Annotated in this window: 12 protein-coding genes; 1 reads left to right on the plus strand and 11 read right to left on the minus strand. The window is 52.1% G+C overall.

What is annotated here, in order from left to right; all coding sequences use genetic code 11:
• Nucleotides 1-102: 102 nt before the first annotated feature.
• Nucleotides 103-996, plus strand: a complete 894-nt coding sequence (locus LOZ80_RS28270; protein WP_238167789.1) for a helix-turn-helix transcriptional regulator — start codon at nt 103-105, stop codon at nt 994-996.
• 8 nt (nt 997-1004) lie between these two features.
• Here the strand turns inward: LOZ80_RS28270 and LOZ80_RS28275 are convergent, their stop codons facing one another.
• The 11 genes from LOZ80_RS28275 to LOZ80_RS28325 all read right to left on the minus strand — a co-directional run bounded on the left by LOZ80_RS28275 (nt 1005) and on the right by LOZ80_RS28325 (nt 13492).
• Nucleotides 1005-2501 carry a response regulator gene (locus LOZ80_RS28275; protein WP_238167790.1) on the minus strand — a complete coding sequence of 499 codons (1497 nt, stop codon included), beginning with the start codon at nt 2499-2501 and terminating at the stop codon, nt 1005-1007.
• The gene (locus tag LOZ80_RS28280; protein ID WP_238167791.1) at nt 2498-4261 is read right to left on the minus strand and encodes a cache domain-containing sensor histidine kinase; all 1764 of its coding nucleotides are present in this window, start codon (nt 4259-4261) and stop codon (nt 2498-2500) included. Before LOZ80_RS28280 ends, LOZ80_RS28275 begins: the two co-directional genes overlap by 4 nt.
• Nucleotides 4262-5074: a carbohydrate ABC transporter permease gene (locus tag LOZ80_RS28285; protein ID WP_189019994.1), complete on the minus strand. Its 813-nt coding sequence runs from the start codon at nt 5072-5074 to the stop codon at nt 4262-4264.
• Nucleotides 5074-6012, minus strand: a complete 939-nt coding sequence (locus LOZ80_RS28290) for a carbohydrate ABC transporter permease (protein WP_443146982.1) — start codon at nt 6010-6012, stop codon at nt 5074-5076. Before LOZ80_RS28290 ends, LOZ80_RS28285 begins: the two co-directional genes overlap by 1 nt.
• 67 nt (nt 6013-6079) lie before the next feature.
• Nucleotides 6080-7420, minus strand: coding sequence for an ABC transporter substrate-binding protein (locus LOZ80_RS28295; protein ID WP_238167792.1), 1341 nt, complete (start codon nt 7418-7420; stop codon nt 6080-6082).
• A gap of 268 nt (nt 7421-7688) precedes the next feature.
• Entirely contained in the window at nt 7689-8465 is a 777-nt protein-coding gene (locus LOZ80_RS28300) for an SDR family NAD(P)-dependent oxidoreductase (protein ID WP_238167793.1), read from the minus strand.
• Nucleotides 8466-8492: 27 nt separating this feature from the next.
• Complete coding sequence (locus LOZ80_RS28305; protein WP_238167794.1) at nt 8493-9302, minus strand: SDR family NAD(P)-dependent oxidoreductase; 810 nt, start codon at nt 9300-9302, stop codon at nt 8493-8495.
• Entirely contained in the window at nt 9292-10281 is a 990-nt protein-coding gene (locus tag LOZ80_RS28310; RefSeq protein WP_337950980.1) for a sugar phosphate isomerase/epimerase family protein, read from the minus strand. The genes LOZ80_RS28305 and LOZ80_RS28310 overlap by 11 nt, the downstream gene beginning before the upstream one ends.
• 247 nt (nt 10282-10528) lie before the next feature.
• Nucleotides 10529-11296, minus strand: coding sequence for an SDR family NAD(P)-dependent oxidoreductase (locus LOZ80_RS28315; RefSeq protein ID WP_238167795.1), 768 nt, complete (start codon nt 11294-11296; stop codon nt 10529-10531).
• Complete coding sequence (locus LOZ80_RS28320; RefSeq protein ID WP_238167796.1) at nt 11293-12315, minus strand: zinc-dependent alcohol dehydrogenase; 1023 nt, start codon at nt 12313-12315, stop codon at nt 11293-11295. The genes LOZ80_RS28315 and LOZ80_RS28320 overlap by 4 nt, the downstream gene beginning before the upstream one ends.
• A 28-nt stretch (nt 12316-12343) precedes the next feature.
• Nucleotides 12344-13492, minus strand: coding sequence for a mandelate racemase/muconate lactonizing enzyme family protein (locus LOZ80_RS28325; RefSeq protein ID WP_238167797.1), 1149 nt, complete (start codon nt 13490-13492; stop codon nt 12344-12346).
• Between the last annotated feature and the right edge of the window lie 22 nt (nt 13493-13514).

Below are 13514 nucleotides of genomic sequence, written 5' to 3' on the forward strand. Positions count from 1 at the left end.
CCAAGTCATCCAACTTTAATTTGCTCTATTTAAGCCTGCCAGATGTGATAAAATGGAAAAGGATACGCTGTACATCAGTCTACCGCTTGGGTGGTGAATTATGTGATAGATAGGTCCTCTACGATTAGGCATGCTGCGTTTCGCGAACTGTCTCCGAGCGTGCATTGGGCGCAGATCCATCAGCGAACGCCTCAATTCAAATGGTCCCGGCGCATGTATGACTTTGAATTCCTGTATATTCTGCAAGGGGAAATCCAGGTCACTTTATTGGACGAATCCTTCCTCGTGCCGGCGGAGCATCTGTTGTTCCTGCCTGCCAGCGTCCATCATCATATCGAGATTTTGACGGAACCCTATGTGCAGCTGCTCGGCATTCATTTCGATTTCTTCGATGATTTGTCCGTCAAGCAGGCTGAGCTCGTGGTGGATGAGACCCATCCATTTGACGATTCCTTCTGCGCGATGCCCTATATCGACGGCCAGCCGATTCTTCCCTATCGGTATGCCATTCATTTGCCTCCGGCCATTGTGTCCGTGATGGAGACTGTTATTCAGGAAACGAATGACCAGAAGATGGGCTACGAAATGGTCTGCCGCGGACTTATGCTGCAAATGCTAACGCTGCTCATTCGGCATCATGATGAAACGAACCGCACCCATCACCCCAAATATCAAGAAAGCCTACACCACTTAGCCCATGAACTGCAAACACAGTATCGAAAAAAGTGGACCAACGGAGAGATGGCCGCTTTGATCAATGTTCATGAAGACTATATGAGTAAGCTTTTTAAAGATAGTATGGGTATGAGTCCGAATAAATACCTGCAATCTATTCGCCATCAACACGCGAAGCGCTTGCTTCGTGAAACGGATGATAAAATCGAGTTCATCGCGATGGACATCGGCTATGAGGATTTTCATTATTTCAGCCGTATTTTCAAAAAGTGGGAAGGCATTTCCGCTCAACAATACCGCAAATTTGCGCAAATGATTTAAGACGGCACTCAAGCCTGACTTTTGCGATAATCGGACGGATAGCTCAGGCAATTTTCCACAAATAGCTTGGTAAAGTGCCGCGTGCTGTAATAACCCACCTTCTCCGCGATCTGCTTCACCTGCAAATTGGTATTCAGCAGCAGTTCCTTGGCTTTCAGCATGCGGATATTCGTCAAATACTTCACAAATGGCGTCCCTGTTTTCTTATGAAACAATGTGCTCAAATAATTCGCCGAGACGTTCAATTGATGGGCAATTTGGCCGATCCCGACGTCCTCCATATAATGCTGCTCGAGATAATGAACGACCTGCTCAATTAAATCAGCCGTTACCGGTTCTCTAGGCTTAATCTCCAGCAGCCGACTTTCTCCCAAGCTCCGCAGCTCCTTCATCATCTCCTCTTGGGTCAAAGGAGCAGCCGCGGCAATCCCCAAAGCATGCTGCATAAACAGCTGGACTGCACATCGATAAGTATCCTGATTAAGCCATGCCGCTTGCGGCCAAACCCCTTCCATCTCGCTGACGGCGCTTAGGTAATTCAAATACCCCCTAATCTGCAGATGATGCTTGATCGAGCAGAGCAGGTGGCTAGCTCTCACCTTCAGGTCATCGCCTGCCTCCGTCTGAAGCTCCGCATACGCAAGCCTCCGCCCAACTCCGCATACTGCGCGCAAACTGTTCCATAATCCCAACTGTCCAAGCTGTTGATTCAAGGCATCGAAGCCGTGGCATTCTGCGGTTTGCAGAATCGTGATTGCCGCTGCGCCTTGAAGGCTGTTCCCTGCCCTATCCGCCAGCGCATCAAAAAAGTGATGCACCTGCTCCTTGCTAGCCAGCCCCTTCGCTGGGTCCCAGGAACCGATGACAGCGAGATCGCCGCTCAGTAAAGAGATCATAGCGAAATTCATGCCATATACAAGCTGACTGTGCATGCATCCACGGAGATCGTCATAGAAACGGCTTGTAATATCCGACAATGCCTTCCCGGTACAGGTCGTATCAAAGAGACATATCGCCCCGATAAACCATCCCTGCACAAAAATGCTGTCCAACTCCTCGAACTTCATGGAAGTAAGCCCATTGCACAGAGCGAACGAGCTGTTCTCAAACTGCTGATTCAGCATGCGGATGAATTCTTTGTTATCTTTGGCCGTATTCGCGAGCGCACGCTCCAGCTCAACAGGATTCACCGGTTTGAGCAAATATTCCGATGCTCCCAGCTTCATTGCTTCCTGTGCGTAGGCAAAATCCGAATAGCCGCTCAAAATAATCCACTTCGTACAGGGCGAAATGACCCTTCCGAGCTGCATCGCCTCCAGCCCGCTCATGCGCGGCATACGGATATCGATAATCGCTACATTAGGCCTATGCTCCTTGACCAGATCAAGCAGTTCCTCTCCATTGGAAGCTTCACCTGCAAGCTGCCATGATGTCTCCACATCCTGAACCATGCTTAGGATACTGGCGCGAATCAAGCTCTCATCATCGGCGATAATTAGTTTCACGCTCGTTTCACATCCTTTAGCGGAATGAGAATCTGTACCTTCGTTCCTTCATTAATGCTGCTATGCAGCCACATAGAAGCACCTTCATAGGAGAGCTGCAACCGTTCTCTCACATTGCGAATCCCGAGTCCCTCCTGCTTGCTGGCAGAGTCGAATCCCACGCCGTTATCGCTGATTTGAATGCTTAAGATTTCTTCGCCGCTGGCGGTCCCCTGAATGTGAATATCCATGCGCAGCTCGCACTCGTGATCACACGGCTCAATGCCATGAATAATCGCATTCTCCATCATCGGCTGCAGCAGCAGCTTGGGAATCAGAATGGACAGCGCCCTTGGATCGCAGATGACATGCACCTGGAGACGGTCCCCGAAGCGCAGCTGTTGCAGCCCGCAGTATTTGTTGATGAATTCGATTTCCTCTTGCAGTTGCGCCCAATCGTTATGTTCCAGCGTATAGCGCAGCATGCCGCTCAAGGACAAGATAGCCTTCTCCAGCTGCATGCTTTGTCCCGTTCGATTGAGGCCGATGAAGCCATTTAACGTGTTGTATAGAAAATGAGGCTGAATCTGCGATTGCAGCGCCCGATACTCCGCGTTCCGCTGACCGAGCACCGCTTTGTATTCCCGATCAATCAGCTCCCCGAGCTTGGAGATCATCGTATTCAGATTCGTGCCAAGCTGCGAAATTTCATCGTTGCCTTTGACCTGGTAGCCTGTCGTCAGATCCCCGCGCTGAACGCGTTTCATCACCTGAATCATGCGCTTAAAAGGGGTCACGATCCAGTGCGAGACCGTGAAGTACAGAATCAGCGCAATCAGCAAACCGCTGGCGGCAAAGGCAAAGCCAAGCCAATACACGCGCTGCAAGTGGGATTCGATGAAAGCCTCGGGCGAGAGTATCGCAATCGTCCACTTGGACCGGCTGATCGTCTCGCGCACGACGGAATACGACGCTTTCTCCGCCTTCACAGTGTGGCTGCCCGAAGCGACTTGTCCTTGCAGTTCCGGGGAAATGGGATGATTGGCGTAGATCAACTGCTCATTGTCATCCAGGATAACGACGACTGCGCCCGCGCTCAGACGGATGCCTTTCATCATTTGATCCAGCAGCACGGTATCCGCATCCGCCATAATAATGCCGAGCGGACGACTGGAATCCGGGTCCTTAATCAGTCGAGCGACAGAGAACACCTCAGCGCCCGCGAGATTCAAATAGTCCTGCTGATGAACGCCTGTGAAGGCAACGTTCCCATCGGCCTTGAGCGCCTTCTGGTACCAATCCTGCCTGGCGAAAGGAAACCCTTTGACCACTTGGTCGGAGTAGCTGTTCGGCGGTGTTATATAAACAGAACCATCCATCGGCAGAAGAATGGTCCCCAGTATGTCCTTGCGCATATTGCGCAAATAATTCGGCAGCGTCTTATTCAGCATCTCTTCCGCCTCATATTGCTCGAAAGGGGTTAGCTGGTTCCACTGCTGTGACGTAGACTTCAATTTCAAGGCCCGCATGACTTCATTATTCAAATAGGGCGTTACCGTCATACGCTCCAAATCGTCCAGATACGTTTGAATATCGAACGTCAACGCCGTCAAAGTCCCCTCCAGCAGAGAGGACTCCTGTTCTTTAATCAGATGAAGGTAATAGGAGGGCAGCTGAATCACGATACCGACAATCGGAATCACAATCGTGATGAAGAAAAGCAGCGATAAGCGCAGTCGAATGGATTGCCTGATGGTATCCCCTCCCAAAGTTATCCACAACTAACCTTTGATCGCCCCCGACGCAAGCCCGGAAACGAAGTACCGCTGCAGAAATAAGTACACGATCGTCATCGGAATCGCCCCCATGAACGACCCGGCAGCCACCCAGCCGACATTGCTCGTATATTGCCCGAAGAATGTTGAAAGCGCTACCGTAATCGTTCGCATATCTGGCTTTTGCAGGAAAAAGATCGAGAACTGGTAATCGTTCCACACAGCGACCCCGGACAAAATAATAACCGTAGCCGTCACCGGCTTGAGCAGCGGCAGGATCACGGTAAAAAATAGCTGAAACCGCCCTGCGCCATCGATCATCGCCGCCTCATCCAAATCCCGGGGAATCGTGCTGATGAAGCCCGTGTACAAGAAGATGGTCATCGGCAAATTAAAGGTGATGAACAGCATAATAATTCCCCAATACTGATTCATCCCGCCAATATCTACCATAAACTTATACAACGGCACCAGAATAGTCAATGGAGGAACAATCAAAGCAGAGACGAATACCGCATACATCAATTTGTTCCACGTCGTTTGACGCCGGGCAAGCGGATAGGCCGCAATGGAGCCGATCACGACAATCAGGATGACCGAAATAAATGTTACGATAAAGTTGCTGCGGAACGCATCCCCCAGATGCGCTTCCCGCCAGGCATCCCGGAAATTATCGATGTAGAAGTAGCCCGGCATCATCCACTTGGAACTGACATCGTCGAACGCTTTGAGTGACGTTGTGACGAGAATATAGAAAGGCAGAATATGAATCAGACAAATAACCAAGGAGAGAATCGTCAGCCAAGGCTTCTTTTTCATCACGCGTTGACCTCCCTTTTTCTCAGGAATAAGAGTGCAGAAATGCTCACGATGGAGATCATGATGAACATGAGAATCCCAATGGTCGCTGCATATCCCGCATCTTCACGCCCGAAATACAGCAAGTACATAATGGAAGATAGCGAAGCTGAGGCATACCCTGGACCACTGTTGGTCAAGGCGACGATGACATCGAATAATTTCAGACCGCCAATCAGATTGAGCACCATGCTCACAGTAAAAGCAGGCGCGATAAGCGGCCATGTGACATGAAGGAAACGTTTAACAGCACCCGCTCCATCGATCGTTGCCGCCTCATAATAATCTTTGGGGATGGACTGCAGCCCCGCCAAATACAGCACCATCGCAATACCCAAATACTGATACGTGTTGACGAAGGTAATAATCCAAACGTTGAGATTGGGATCTCCCAATAAGTTAGATGGCTGGTCATGGAACAAAAGGATGATGTCGTTGATCGCTCCGCCTTGATACTGGAAGAAGAAGTACCAAATATAGCCCATAATTAAGGAGCTGATAATGACCGGCAAATAAATGACCGTACGGACAAGTCCGCGGGTTCGAATGTTCATATTTAAGAATAACGCGTACAGCAGGCCGATGACATTCTGAAAAACGGCGCTGCCGATCCCATAAATCGCGGTGTTGCGAATGACCTTCAAAATTTCCGGATCCTTGAACATCCGTGTGTAGTTGTCGAGGCCGATCCATTTGTACCCCTGATTGTACCCATCCCAGTTCGTAAAGGAAATCTTGATCCCTTTGAAAAACGGATAAAAGATAAACACAATAAACAACAGCAGCGCCGGAATATAGAGCAAATTCAATAACGCGCCATTGCGGATCATCCGACCGACGACTGTCGATGATTTCCGCTCCTGCTTCGCCTGCGCCAGCGCAGTCCTTGCTTCCGCCATGTGAACACCATCCTCCTTCGTCGAATAGGAAGAAAAGGAGGGTGGCTGTCACCCTCCCCTCTTGCTATTACTGATTGCGCAGACGTAAATATTCGGATTTCATTTTGTCCGAGAACTGCTGTGGCGTCACGGTGCCTGCGAGCAAAGCTACGCCGGTTTTACACATAACGTCCCACATCCCGTTCGGCAGGTACACCCGATCAAAATACGGGAATACGCGAACACTCTCAAATTGTTTGTAGTAGTCCGAAAATTCATGTTTGGATTCGATGTTCTTCAAGCCTGCAGGCAGTTTGGTCGCATTGGCAATCTTGGACATATTCTCTGACTTCGCAAAGAAGGCAATCAGCTTCTTGGATTCCGCCAAATGCTTGCCGTCTTTCCAAGCGCCCATCGTGTAACGCTCGCCGCCAGAGAAGGATTGGCTGTCGCCAGCAACCATGGAGGTCAAAGGCGCGATGCCGATTTTGGCAGCTTTGTTGTATTTGTACACTTCATCTGCAAAGGAAGGGGCACCGAAGACAAAAGCTACTTTCCCTTGCGCGAACAACTGCGGCATATCGCTGTATTTGGCGGTCAGCACATCTTTGTTGATGTAGCCTTTTTTGTTCATGTCCTGCAGCTTCTGGGCGAGCGGAGTCCATTTATTCCAGTCGAATGTGCCGTCCAGCAAAGTTTTGGCATCATTCGCAGCCGGACTGATATACATCGAGGTCGCATACAGATCGGAGAAGCCGCCGATCATCCCGTTATCCACACCGGACATGAAGAACGGTGTCACCGCATTGTTGCTTGAAGTTTTGATTTTCTCAGCAGCAGCCATTAGTTCATCGAACGTTTTGGGTGGTTGGATGCTGTATTTCTCCAGGATTTCGGCGTTGTAGGAAATGCCGTCTTTGGCTTCGCTCATGACCAGCGCTTCGACTTTGCCGTCTTTATCCGTCACAACGGGTTTGATCGTGTCTGTCATATTCTTTGCCCATGGTTCATCACGCAGATCAGCCAAATATTTGCCGTAGCGGATAATCGCCCAACCGTGGGTATCGAACACGTCCGGCAAATCATTGGCCGCCATTTTAACCTTCAGAATGTTCTCATATTCCGCTCCCGGAAATTGAAATTCAACGGCTATGTTCGGATTTTCTTTGGTAAAATCAGCCGCAATGCCTTTCATCATTTCTTGATTCGGCAGCTCCGTAATGGTGCTGTAAACGGTCAGCTTTAATTTATCCCCACTCGGTTTCGCATCAGGTGTGTTCGTCGTTGCTGCCGCTGTTGTCGGTGCGGTCGTGCCTGAATTCCCCTTGTTGTCTGTCGATGTCCCTGAACTCGGTCTGCTGGAACAACCCGCAAGAATCATGGAAATCGTCAAGATCACAGCTACGACGCTCAAAAGTGTTCTTCTCATGTGTACGAATCCTCCCTTATCATGAATGGACCTGATGACACCGACTGTATCGATTTATACAGTTTGTATCACACCCTTATCATAACAGGAATGATTGCGCTTACAAGTGTAGTAAATCTACGGTGCAAGCGCTATTTTTCATATGAGGAATATCGACAAATTAAATGAAAGTGACACCTTCGCGCACCAGATTTTCGGTGAAACGAGGCTTCCTGCGCCGATAAATGCAATCTTTGTCATCGGAGGTTCCCTCCACTTCGGATTGTCGCTACCTGATACTGATGCCGCCATCCACCGTCAATTGCTGCCCCGTAATTTGATCTGCGAAGTCTGACATCATGAAGACCACCGCTGAGGCAATATCTTCGCCCGTCTGCATGCGACCCATAGGCATCCGCTTAATCGCCTTCTCGAGCGTATCGCCATTTTCCCCACTCGCAGCCAACCGGGCCATTTCCCCATCCGAAGCTACCCACCCCGGGTGAATACAGTTCACTCTAACGCGATGTTTCGCTAATGTACTCGCCAAATTACGCGTCAGCGTCACAACCCCGCCTTTGGAAATCGCATAGGCCAGCATATCTGACGCGCCCGTCGCCGCATGCAGCGAGCCAATATTGACGATGCTGCCTCCGCCTCTGCTGATCATTCCGGGAACCGCAGCTTGGCACATGAGATAAACACCCTTGAGGTTGATGCCTATGACACGATCCCAGAACACTTCATCCGTTTCAGACAAAGTAGCACGCGGGAAAATGCCGGCATTATTCACCAACATATCCAGACCACCGAATTCCTGCTCTGCATAAGCCGCCAACTGCGCAACATCGCTTCCCTTCGACACGTCGCAGCGGAAGAATCTTGCGGCATAACCGTCCTGACGCCATCTGGCAGCTACCGCCTCCCCTTGCTCATCCACATCGGCGATGATTACGTTCGCGCCATAGCGAATGAATTGTCCGGCAATGTCAGCGCCAATGCCTTTGGCCGCTCCCGTCACAAGCGCGGTTTTGCCGGCAAAATCAAAACTAGCCGTTTCCTTCATTGTGCAGCCTCCTCCCTCGCTAGAACGCTAGAATTCGTAAGCTCCTTCACTTGCTGCCTTCTCATAGGCCACTCGCGGAATTTGTGTCGCCAACTTCCCTCCGCTGATATCGATCATGGTCCCGGTGATGTATCCGGCATAATCGGAGGCCAAGAAGCAGATCAAGTGAGCGACATCGTCCTTTTTCCCCCAGTGGCGGAACGTTAGAGTGTCCAAGAGACGCTGCTGCTGCGGTTCCTGCAAATCAGCGAAGTGATTCATATCCGTCGGAATCATCCCCGGCGCATAGCAATTGACGGCGATGTTCCACGGTCCCAGCTCGCCTGCCAGCACGCGGGTGAATTGTTCCACGCCTGCCTTCGAGGAAGCGTAAGCTGCACTGCCATAGCTCGGCACGATGGCCGCGAAGGAGGCTGCGTTCATGATGCGGCCTGATTGCTGCTTTTTCATCACAGGGGCTACAGCCTTGCACATCAGGAACGTCCCCTTGAGATTAATATCGAGGTTCAAATCCCAGATTTCTTCCGCCAGCACATCAATCGGAGCTCCGCTCGCGACCCCGGCGTTATTGACCAAGATGTCGATATGTCCGTAACGTTCCGCGATCTGATCGATCACTTGCTGAATCTGCTTGGCGTCGCGAACATCACAGACGTATTGACTGCCTTTCAAGCCTTTGGCTGTGAACTCTTTGCCCATGTCTGTGAGCAAGGCTTCATTGATGTCCGTAATTACCGTAATCACGCCTTCTTGCGCAAGCGTCAGGGCAATCTCCCTGCCAATCCCCCGACCTGCTCCTGTCACAATCGCCACTTTGCCCGCCAAATCAATGTTCACGCCTTCCGCCCCCTCTCGCCTGCACCGCACCTTGCATATATGCCACGCTCGTCAGCAATTGCCGCTGTTCATAGGCTATAATTTCGTCTTCGGTTGCTCCTTGCTCAAAAGGAGTCCGCCAATCCCCCATCGGTTTGGCATTCGTCTGTACAAAACGTAGAAGTCCCGCTAGCTGTGCGGCTGAACGGACCGGATACTCCGACCAATAATCATCGCAAAGCACTCTGGTGTGCCGAGCGTCCAAAGCGCCAAGCTCCATCGACATATTCACTTCCGGACAATAGGTTTCGAAAACTTGGAAAAGTGCGGGAAAATCAACGACACCTTGACCTAGCGGGCAGCGAACCAGACGATACCCTTCCTCGCTTAGGTAGGTCCAATAATCTTTGAGGTGAACGTGCTTCAAGTGGGGGGCTATTTTTCTGGCAAAGTGGACAGGTTCCTCCGCGGTTGCCAGCGGATTGCCCGTATCAAGGGTGATGCCGAAGTTAGGGGAATCGATTTCTTCACAGAGCCACAAGAGCTCCTCCGAGGCCAGATCCTGATGATTTTCCACGGCTAGCGCAACGCCGGCTTTCGCTGCAACGTGGGCTGCTTCGCCGAGGCCCGACAGGACTTCTTCCATGAATGCCGGCCAACGCCCGGCCATCTTCCGTCGGTCGCCGCCGAAATCCGCGCCCCCTACTACCGTGCGCACTGTTGGCGCGCCCAACTGCACTGCCGCTTCCAAAGCCTGTGCTAGCGGCTTGGGATCGTAGCCGCCGGAGGCAACGACGAGGTACTGCCCGCCTTCGCGCGCACGGCGAGCCAAGGCGGCGACGTCCTCGCCTTCGAGCAGCGAGAGCGGCAGCTCGATCCCCTGCAGGTTCAGCTGCGCAGCCTGTTCCAGAAGCTGCGATGCCGTGATGCGAGCGCGGGTCGACTGTGGATGTATGCCCATCATAAACGTAGTGCCGTAGACAGCAAGACCAAGTTTCATGAGTGTTCACCCTTTTCCATCAGATATGGTGATATTCGGAGTAGTGCTCCAAATCTGCAATCGCGAGTGGATTTCGGTACGAGTAAGAGTCTTTGGAGGCTGTTATCTGCCACCAATTGGAGAAAATTGCTGCTATCAGTGAAATTAAAAGTCCTTGAAGACTCCTATCTGCTCCGAAATCGAGGATTTGAAGCGAATAGAAGTCTTTGAGGACTTCTATTCACGCAGAGGAAGCTGCACTTAATACTTACCTCGCCGTCCAGCCGCCATCAACAACCATCGAGGCTCCTGTCATGAAACTGGACGCGTCCGAGGCCATATAGATCACAGCGCCAATAATTTCCTCCGGCCTCCCCCACCGGCCCAAAGCAATATTGTCCACGAAAAACCGATTCGCTTCCGGATTGTTCATTACGACGGTATTCAGCTCCGTCGCAATCGGGCCAGGGCATAGCGCGTTCACCGTTATGTTGAACGGAGCCCACTCCAAGGCCAGCACCTTGGTGAGCTGGATAAGCCCGCCTTTGCTCGAACAGTAGGCGCCTCTCTCCGGAAGCGCGATGCTGCCGAGCATCGAGGACATATTGATGACCCTTCCGTAGCGCTGGCTTTTCATCTTCTTGGCAACGGCGCGCGCGCAGAGGAACGGAGCCTTCAAGTTCGTGTTCTGCACGAGGTCCCAACTCGCCTCATCATAATCCTCAATCGGCTTGCGTACATTCACTCCCGCATTATTGATTAGAATATCGATGCGCCCAAACGCCTCAACAGCAGAAGCAACCATCGCCTCCACTTGCTCGGCGACTGTTACATCAACAGCTAGCCCAAGCGTGCGCTGACCTGTCGACTGGGCAATCGCTCCTGCCGCTGCTTCCGCCTTCTCCCTCTCGCGACTCGTCACAATCACACTGGCCCCAGCTTCCGCCAGAGCCTGCGCCATCACAAAGCCCAACCCCCGTGTCCCGCCAGTAATTAACGCAACACGACCGTCCAACTTAAAAAGCTCCAGACTCATCGCATGGATTCCTCCTTATCGTGGTCAAGCGTTAACAGAATCTTGGCGACCTTCCCGGGATTCTGAATGAGCGTTTCGAAGCAAGCGCCTCCTGTTGCAAGGGGAGCCAGCAGCGTCCACGGCGACAGGCTCACACGCCCTTTGCTGATCCACTGCAAGGCCGTTTCGAAATCATCGGAATGGTAGGCAAATGCCCCTGTCAGCTGAATTTCGCTGCGGATTATCAGATTAATCGGCAAGCTGCTGCTCTCCTCATGAAGTCCCGTGAACACGACCCGTCCGCCTGGCCTTACGGACTCTACACACATTTGCCGTGTTATCTCCATTCCGACAGCATCAACCGCAGCATCGAACTTGCTTTCTCCATCTGAGCCGAGATTGTCCAACCGCGTCGCCGTAATGGCGCCCAGCTCCTTGGCAATCTCCAAGCGCTGCTCGTTGATATCGATCAGCACGATGTGCTGCAAGCCATACACCTTGGCTGCCTGCAGCGCCAAGAGTCCGATCGGGCCCGCTCCCATGATGAGCAGACGATCCGTTGGTAGCGGTTTCAACAACTTGCATATATGCACCGCACAAGCAAAAGGCTCCGTAAATGCCCCTTCATCGAAGGTGACATGATCCCCCAGTGCGTAGACATTCCGCTCTGCGATGGCTACGTATTCGGCGAAAGCCCCGGGACGATGCGCGCCGATCAATTTGCGCTCCGCGCACAGCTGGGCAGCGCCTGTGGTGCAAGCCCGGCAGCTTCCGCAGGACACGAGCGGGTTCGCCGTTACGCGATCTCCCCGCTGGAAACGGGAGCTCCCGCTGCTTACTTGCGCAATCACGCCGGCAAATTCATGTCCCATAATAAGCGGCGGCTTCCGCAGCGAATTATGCCCCAAATAGCCGCTTAATTCCGAACCGCAAATCCCCACGCGTTCTACCCGAATTAATACCTCATCTGCGCCAAGAGGGGGCACATCCACCTCTCGCATGTTCATGCTGCGGGGTCCTTCATACACCAAAGCCTTCATGGTTACGCGCCTCCACCGCTCAGGATGCTTACTCGTTTTTCAAACGCTTCTCCCAGCCTTGCTTGAACAAAGGAATCCAATGACCTGGATCATAGGGATGCTTCGCCATCTCTTCCAAATTCAAATCAATCCCCAACCCATGGCCTTCCGGCGGACGAAGATAACCCTGCTCCACCTTGAGCGGCGGGATTAACAACTGCTCTTCCCACGGTTCATTGAATTCATCGAAAATTTCATGAAGGAAGAAATTCGGCGTCGCCATGTTCAAATGTGCGCAGACTACGGAGCAGATCGGGCCCTGCGCGCTGTGCGGAGCGGTAACCCCGTTGTGCGCATGCACCATGCCGCAAATCTGCTTGGAAGCCGAGATGCCGAGATACTGCGGCTCCAGCTGAATGATATGAACCGCATCATGCCTTAGCAGTTCAGCGAATTGCTCGCGATTGTAGTAGTCCTCCCCGCAAGCAACAGGTACGGGACTGCGCTTCGCGACCTCGACCATGGAGGAGATGCGCTGCGGCGGCACCGGTGCCTCGAACCAAGTCGGCTGATACGGCAGCATCGCATCGGCGAACTGCAAAGCGGTATGCACGCTGAACCGATTGTGCCCCTCGATGAGAATATCCACATCAGGCCCCACCGCCTCCCGCACGGCTGCGATAATTTCGAGCCCTGCCTGAAAGTCCTTTCTCTCCACGGTTCGCCATGCGTTGCCGAAAGGGTCGAACTTCAGCGCCGTGTAGCCTCTGGCGACGACCTCCTTCGCTTTATCGTGGAAGCTCTGCGGCTCGCGGGGGCCTCGGTACCAGCCGTTGGCGTAGCAGCGCAGCTTTTCGTGGCATTTGCCGCCCAGCAGCTTATAGAGCGGCTGCTCGGCTAATTTGCCGATAATGTCCCAGCAAGCGGTTTCAATTGCCGCTAAGGCAGAACCTTGAATCTGGCCCCCGTCCGAATACACATCGCGGGTCATTTTCAAAGCAATCGTCTCCACATCATGCACATCCATACCGATGTACAGATGCTTGAGTTCATGGATCGCTGCCTCCACCGTTTTGGCGAAACCATTCAAGGTCCCTTCCCCGATGCCATAAATACCTTCCTTCGTATGCAGCTTAACAAAAAGCCAGTTCTTCCAAGAGTTGCCGACGATGAATGTCTCTACATGTGAAATGATCATAGCGCTTCCTGCCCTTCTTCAT

The sequence above is a fragment of the Paenibacillus sp. HWE-109 genome, from assembly GCF_022163125.1.
Taxonomy (GTDB): Bacteria; Bacillota; Bacilli; order Paenibacillales; family NBRC-103111; genus Paenibacillus_E.

Excerpts from the sequence above, each read along its gene's own strand:
- LOZ80_RS28285 (WP_189019994.1), bottom strand. The coding sequence starts at position 5,074 with ATGAAAAAGAAGCCTTGGCTGACGATTCTCTCCTTGGTTATTTGTCTG.
- LOZ80_RS28290 (WP_443146982.1), bottom strand. The coding sequence starts at position 6,012 with ATGGCGGAAGCAAGGACTGCGCTGGCGCAGGCGAAGCAGGAGCGGAAA.
- LOZ80_RS28295 (WP_238167792.1), bottom strand. The coding sequence starts at position 7,420 with ATGAGAAGAACACTTTTGAGCGTCGTAGCTGTGATCTTGACGATTTCC.
- LOZ80_RS28300 (WP_238167793.1), bottom strand. The coding sequence starts at position 8,465 with ATGAAGGAAACGGCTAGTTTTGATTTTGCCGGCAAAACCGCGCTTGTG.
- LOZ80_RS28310 (WP_337950980.1), bottom strand. The coding sequence starts at position 10,281 with ATGAAACTTGGTCTTGCTGTCTACGGCACTACGTTTATGATGGGCATA.
- LOZ80_RS28315 (WP_238167795.1), bottom strand. The coding sequence starts at position 11,296 with ATGAGTCTGGAGCTTTTTAAGTTGGACGGTCGTGTTGCGTTAATTACT.
- LOZ80_RS28320 (WP_238167796.1), bottom strand. The coding sequence starts at position 12,315 with ATGAAGGCTTTGGTGTATGAAGGACCCCGCAGCATGAACATGCGAGAG.
- LOZ80_RS28325 (WP_238167797.1), bottom strand. The coding sequence starts at position 13,492 with ATGATCATTTCACATGTAGAGACATTCATCGTCGGCAACTCTTGGAAG.